The sequence below is a fragment of the Clostridium sp. genome (genome assembly GCF_051650885.1).
In the GTDB taxonomy this organism is placed as follows: domain Bacteria; phylum Bacillota; class Clostridia; order Clostridiales; family Clostridiaceae; genus Clostridium.
The window spans coordinates 1-4,880 of the sequence record NZ_JBOFRG010000216.1; the positions used below are offsets into that span (position 1 = coordinate 1).

Consider the following 4,880-nt stretch of genomic DNA (forward strand, 5'->3'; position numbering starts at 1 on the left):
ATCAAACTCTCAATAAAAAGTTTAATCTTAAATTGCTCATAAAACTTACTAATAAAAGAATTGCTGGTTTAAGTTTGTTTATATATTAATCTGTTCAATTTTCAAAGACCATTTTTGTTCAATCGCTTTTGGCGACTCATTTATCTTATCATCTTCATTTATTATTGTCAACAGTTTTTGTTAACTTTTTTTTGAAGATTTCATCTTAAGAATTTGTTTTCTTAGGACGTTTTTTATAATATCATCTTATTTTTTCTATGTCAATATTTTTTAAATAGATTTTTCATTTTTTTTTGCTTTTTGAATAATATGACTATGTATATTAAATTTTAAAAGGAGTTATATTATGAATTCACTTATTTACTTCAATATAAAATCGACTATAAAAGATTATATTAATACATTTAGCTATCATACTATCAGTCCACTCATTTCTTCTTCAAGCTCTTTTACTTCACTTTTGAATGCTAAGTCTTTATTTCATAAACAATCTAATATCACACCACCCATTCCCCAATCTCATAAATTCTTTTTTAAAAACTTTGCTTATCATAATAATTTAAGCATTGTTTTTCTTGATTTACTTTCAATGTATAACTTTTCTAATTCTAGTATTCACTCTGCATCCCTTTCTAATTTATGCTTTATTCTTTCATCTACAAATAGTATTTGGAAAATAGATTTTATTATTTCTGAAGAAATAACCCCTAATCTTTTTAATTCTATCTCTAATGGCACAGTTTCCTTAAAGCAAATAGAAAAAATAATTTCTTCTCGAATAGAGTATTATACCTCTATAAATTCGCCTTTAATTATCCAGCCCCACTCACTTTCTCGAACGCCCTCTAATTACTCTTCACAAAAGGCTATTGAGTATGCTGAAAAATTTGCTTTAAATTACAACTCAGAATACCGATCTTTTGATAGTTCAGGTGGTGATTGTACAAACTTTGCATCTCAAACACTTCATTTTGCAGGTTTAAAGAAAACCAAAACATGGAGTCCCTACTCTAATGCTTGGATTCGTGTCCATTCATTACGTGATTATTTACTATATAATAATTTAGCTAGTGAACACTTTTCCTTAGATGATGATATGTCTGGTTGTTTAATCCAATTTTTTCATAGCGAAAAAAAAACTTGGACACATTCAGGTATATTAACCTATCCTCGTGGAGATGATTATCTTTACTGTTGTCACAGTTATGATAAACTACATTATCCACTAAGTCTCTCGTATCCAAGTATTTATCCTAAAATAAGGATTATTAAACCTTTTTAATTTTTAAAACTTCTAAGATGCTATCTAATATAGATGGCTTCTTTTCTTTTTCATCTAGATGCCTTATTAGTGATATTACAGGTTTCAACTGGTTTAGTGTATCTCTATACCCTGTTTCAATCCTCACTTTAGAGTTTTCTTCTGTAAAATTCAAAGCTCCATCAATAAATCCCTCTTCCATGTAGCTTGGTATTATTTCTAGAATTTGAGTATTAGGATATAAGGTTCTATCAACTCTATACCCCTTCATTAATCCAATAACTATTATTAAATCACACTTTTCATAATAGACTGGATTTATAGGTACATTATCACTAATTCCACCATCTATATAAGATACACCATCAATTTCTTCATTTTCAAATATCATTGGAATTGCAGAGCTTCCATGAAGTATTTTTTTCATTCTTTCATCATTTTCTTTATTTAATAGAAAGTATCTCGCTTTCAATTTGGGTATTTCTGTGCAAACTGCATAAACTCGAATGTCTCCATTTCGTATTTTTTTAAAATCTATGCTCTCATCAATTATGTTTTCTAATCCACTTCTTGATATATTTCCCCCATCAAAAACTTTAGGAATATATTTTTTAATAAAACTCATGTTCTTTGAACCAATACTCACTAAAAAACTTCTTTTTAATAAATTTATTGAATCAGTAGGAAGAATTTTTTCCGTGGTAACTTCCTTCCATACCCTTTCTGCAAGCTCAATGTCACCTTGTGCATATAACACAGCATTCAAAGCCCCTATTGACGCTCCTGAAATAACATTTATATACTTGTCCACTTTTAACTCCCTAAAAGCTTTCCACACACCTATTTGATATGCACCTCTTGCTCCTCCACCACCTAATACTAATCCTATTTTCATTTTATCACCCGTTTCTATATTCTTTATATATAATACTCCTCTTTTGTATATTAGTTAATAAAAAAAGTTACTAACATTTAGTAACTTTTTTACATTGGTATTTCTCTTTTAGGCATTATTCCTATTGCTATTAATGCAAATATTCCAAAACAGAACCCTGTTATTCCCCATCCTATAACACTTCTATTTTTTGCACTTGCCACCATTGCTGTTACTATTGCAAAGAATATCCAAAATATCATAAACATAAAATACCTCTTTAATTTTAATTATTTAAGATATACTATGCCTTCTTTCTCCTTTTGTTAACTCCTGCTAAATAGATTCTTTTCCCACTTTAAGTTTTTGAGGCACAAACCCTATTGCTATCAAACCTAGTAGCCCAAAGCACAAGCCCATCATTCCCCATTTTGCTACACTTCTATTTTTAGCCTTTGCAACCATTGCTGTAGCTATTGCAAAAAACATCCATGCTATTATATGCATTTTTGCCCCCTCTCACTTCTATACCTAAATTTATATGTTAAAAATACTATACAAACTACTATTTTTTAATTGATTCTAATATTATAAGTGCTGTATCCTCTATAGCTCTTTGTGTTACATCAATTGTTTTACATCCTAATCTCTTTATTATTCTATCTGCAAAGTCAAACTCTTCTAAAACTCTTGAGTCACTTGCATACTCAACATTTGTTGGCATTCTGTGAAACTTATCTAACCTTTTTTTTCTTATTTCTATTAATCTAAATGGATCTATAGTTAATCCAAATATCTTCTTTCTATCAATTTTGTATATCTCTTCAGGTACACCAACTTCAGGCATTAAAGGAATATTTATTGCCTTTACTCCCTTATTAGCTAAATACATACATAATGGTGTTTTAGATGTTCTTGATAACCCTACTAAAACTACATCTGCATTTTTAAGACCTCTGTAATCTTTACTATCATCATATTGCATTGCAAATTCCATAGCTTCAATTCTTTTAAAGTATTCTTCATCTGTCATCCACATTGCACCTGGATTATAATCAGGCACTTTATTTAGCTTCATAGATGCAATATTTAGAATTGGTCCTAAAACATTTATAACAGAAACATTATTTTCTAAACCTACTTGGGTTAAATATTCTCTTATTTGGACATTAATTATAGTAGATACAACAATGGAAGCTTCAACTTCCTTAGCAGCTTCTATTACATCGTTTGCATCTTCAATTGTTTTTATATAAGGAATTCTCTTCACTTCTACTCCTTCTTTAAATTGACTCGCTGCAGCTAATGCCACTTGATTGGATGTTTCACCAATAGAATCTGATACTGCAAAAATAGTTAACATACACCAAACACCTCTCTCAATTTGTTATATTTTGTAATTATATTATTACATACTTATATATTTATTAACAATAGTTAAATTTAGAAAAATATGCTAAACTAAAACACAAGATTATTTTATTTTCAGGAGGTCTAAATGAATAAACAAAAACTTTTAACTATAGGCATACTACCACTAATGTGGATTTTATATTTTATATTTGAAATTGTTACAGGACGTGTAACTGATTTTGATACTGTACTTGGAAATGTGTTCTTAATAGTTTTATTTACATTAGTTGGTTTATTAATTTATTTCATTACACAAAAGTTCCAAGCCGGACTTAGTAAAAAAGCTTTAATTTCTTTATTCTTTATAACATTTCTTATTGATCAAGGAATTAAGCTTATAATTAAATTATTTTTCTTTAATGATTATTATAGTTTCTTTAAAGGATTTTTATCCTTCCATCCTATAATAAATACTAAGGGCTCTTGGTTAAATGCCAGATTTGGTGCTGGAATTAGCTTTCCTGCATTAATCCTATTAAATATAATAGCTTTATTTATCTTCTTAGAAGTTTATCGTTATTATAGAGCAAAAGGAAAACATGATATTTATAGTGATTTAGCCATTATCTTTATTTTTACTGGAGCGCTATGTTCTCTTATAGATAAAGTATTCTACGGTGGTAGCTTAGATTTTATAGGCATCTCAAACCTATTTATTGCTGATATAAAAGATATCTACATCAATCTTGGGATTTTCTTCTTAATTTTATGCTTATACTATGCCGGATTTTTTAAAGATGAAGATTCAACTACATTAAAGGATGATTTTAAAAATCTAAAGAAATTTTTTATTTTTATAAAAGAAGACATAAAATCTGGATTTAAGGGAATAACTATTGATGGATAGTATTTCTCACACAATATCCATCTTACTTATAGAAAAAGCCATTAGCAAACGCTAATGGCTTTTTTAACATTCTAAAAAAGGATAAAATAAAAGAGATTATGAAATCATAATCTCAATATATAAATGCTAAGCAAGTTCCTATTTTAGAATTACTAATGTAATTCTGGTGGCTCACCGGGGAATCGAACCCCGGACACCATGATTAAAAGTCATGTGCTCTACCGACTGAGCTAGTGAACCATATTAAATATTGTTTGTACATTTATTATAAAAGTAAAATTGGTGGCTCACCGGGGAATCGAACCCCGGACACCATGATTAAAAGTCATGTGCTCTACCGACTGAGCTAGTGAACCATTACCTAGCAACTTGCTACTCTCCCACACAGTCTCCCGTGCAGTACCATCGCCGTTATAGAGCTTAACTTTCCTGTTCGGAATGGGAAGGAGTGTTTCCTCTATGCCATCATCACTAGATTTACTTTT

At 29.4% G+C, this 4,880-nt stretch carries 6 protein-coding genes, 2 tRNA genes and 1 rRNA gene; 2 read left to right on the forward strand and 7 right to left on the reverse strand.

Annotation, left to right across the window (positions count from 1 at the left end; translation table 11 throughout):
* Positions 1–346 precede the first annotated feature (346 nt).
* The gene (locus ACRC28_RS10500; protein WP_438543400.1) at positions 347–1,282 is read left to right on the forward strand and encodes an amidase domain-containing protein; all 936 of its coding nucleotides are present in this window, start codon (positions 347–349) and stop codon (positions 1,280–1,282) included.
* Here the strand turns inward: ACRC28_RS10500 and ACRC28_RS10505 are convergent.
* The 4 genes from ACRC28_RS10505 to ACRC28_RS10520 form a co-directional block, all read right to left on the reverse strand.
* Positions 1,269–2,156, reverse strand: a complete 888-nt coding sequence (locus ACRC28_RS10505) for a patatin-like phospholipase family protein (protein ID WP_438543401.1) — start codon at positions 2,154–2,156, stop codon at positions 1,269–1,271. The two genes, ACRC28_RS10500 and ACRC28_RS10505, sit on opposite strands and share 14 nt — an antisense overlap.
* Positions 2,157–2,245: 89 nt before the next feature.
* The gene (locus tag ACRC28_RS10510; RefSeq protein WP_438543402.1) at positions 2,246–2,404 is read right to left on the reverse strand and encodes a hypothetical protein; all 159 of its coding nucleotides are present in this window, start codon (positions 2,402–2,404) and stop codon (positions 2,246–2,248) included.
* 67 nt (positions 2,405–2,471) lie between these two features.
* Positions 2,472–2,642 (reverse strand): hypothetical protein, encoded by a 171-nt coding sequence (locus ACRC28_RS10515; RefSeq protein WP_438543403.1) that lies wholly within the window; start codon positions 2,640–2,642, stop codon positions 2,472–2,474.
* A 58-nt stretch (positions 2,643–2,700) separates the two neighbouring features.
* A complete protein-coding gene (locus tag ACRC28_RS10520; protein ID WP_438543404.1) occupies positions 2,701–3,498 on the reverse strand; it encodes a pyruvate, water dikinase regulatory protein in 798 nt (265 codons plus the stop codon).
* 135 nt (positions 3,499–3,633) lie between these two features.
* On the opposite strand from ACRC28_RS10520, the gene ACRC28_RS10525 reads away from it, so the two are divergent.
* On the forward strand, positions 3,634–4,395 hold the full coding sequence (locus ACRC28_RS10525; protein ID WP_438543405.1) for a signal peptidase II: 762 nt from the start codon (positions 3,634–3,636) through the stop codon (positions 4,393–4,395).
* 164 nt (positions 4,396–4,559) lie between these two features.
* Here the strand turns inward: ACRC28_RS10525 and ACRC28_RS10530 are convergent.
* The 3 genes from ACRC28_RS10530 to rrf all read right to left on the reverse strand — a co-directional run bounded on the left by ACRC28_RS10530 (position 4,560) and on the right by rrf (position 4,871).
* Positions 4,560–4,635: transfer RNA gene (locus ACRC28_RS10530), tRNA-Lys, on the reverse strand.
* 40 nt (positions 4,636–4,675) lie between these two features.
* Positions 4,676–4,751: transfer RNA gene (locus ACRC28_RS10535), tRNA-Lys, on the reverse strand.
* 3 nt (positions 4,752–4,754) lie between these two features.
* A 5S ribosomal RNA gene (rrf, locus tag ACRC28_RS10540) occupies positions 4,755–4,871 on the reverse strand.
* Positions 4,872–4,880 lie beyond the last annotated feature (9 nt).

Coding starts and splice junctions, on each gene's coding strand:
- ACRC28_RS10500 (WP_438543400.1), top strand. CDS start 347: ATGAATTCACTTATTTACTTCAATATAAAATCGACTATAAAAGATTAT.
- ACRC28_RS10505 (WP_438543401.1), bottom strand. CDS start 2,156: ATGAAAATAGGATTAGTATTAGGTGGTGGAGGAGCAAGAGGTGCATAT.
- ACRC28_RS10510 (WP_438543402.1), bottom strand. CDS start 2,404: ATGTTTATGATATTTTGGATATTCTTTGCAATAGTAACAGCAATGGTG.
- ACRC28_RS10515 (WP_438543403.1), bottom strand. CDS start 2,642: ATGCATATAATAGCATGGATGTTTTTTGCAATAGCTACAGCAATGGTT.
- ACRC28_RS10520 (WP_438543404.1), bottom strand. CDS start 3,498: ATGTTAACTATTTTTGCAGTATCAGATTCTATTGGTGAAACATCCAAT.
- ACRC28_RS10525 (WP_438543405.1), top strand. CDS start 3,634: ATGAATAAACAAAAACTTTTAACTATAGGCATACTACCACTAATGTGG.